A 568-nucleotide genomic window follows, 5' to 3' on the forward strand; every position below is an offset into this window, starting at 1 on the left:
TCCGAGCCTTTATCGAGACCGTCCCGGCTCAACACATCGCTTGGGCCGGGGCGGCGCGTCAGTTCTTCACGGGCGACCACTTCTATCGCCAAGTGTGGATCGATGGTGGGCACGGCGCGCGAAGAGCGCCCCCACCCTACAGCACCTCACCCGACCCTCCGCAGCAACAGGCTGCTCCATCCCTCGATCCGCAAGTGCCGCACCGGCACGAGGCCGCGTGCGCGGTAGGCCGCAATCACCGCGGGTGCCTGAGGCGTCAGGAGGCCCGACAGGATGACGTGCGCCGTCGGCGCAAGGTGCCGCACCATGGGGCCCGCCAATTGCCGCAGGGGGTTGGCGAGGATGTTGGCCAGCACCAGGTCGAACGGTCCCCATTTGGCAAAATCGGGCGCGGCAAAGCCGGTGGCGCGGATCGCATGCACGAGGTGACCGGCCTCGTTCAGTGCTGCGTTCTCGCGGGCGACGCGCACCGAGGGCGGGTCGATGTCGCTCGCCAGCACCGGGCTATGCATGGCCTTGGCCGCCGCGATCGCCAGCACGCCGGTTCCGGTCCCGAGGTCGAGCACGC

The 568-nt window shown here is 69.4% G+C and carries 1 protein-coding gene; it reads right to left on the minus strand.

Going from position 1 to position 568, the window contains the following annotated elements; translation table 11 throughout:
* Window positions 1–146 precede the first annotated feature (146 nt).
* The coding region (locus tag Q3C01_RS44910; protein WP_458151755.1) for a 50S ribosomal protein L11 methyltransferase at window positions 147–568 on the minus strand (422 nt) is incomplete at its 5' end.

Source organism: Bradyrhizobium sp. UFLA05-109 (assembly GCF_054185165.1).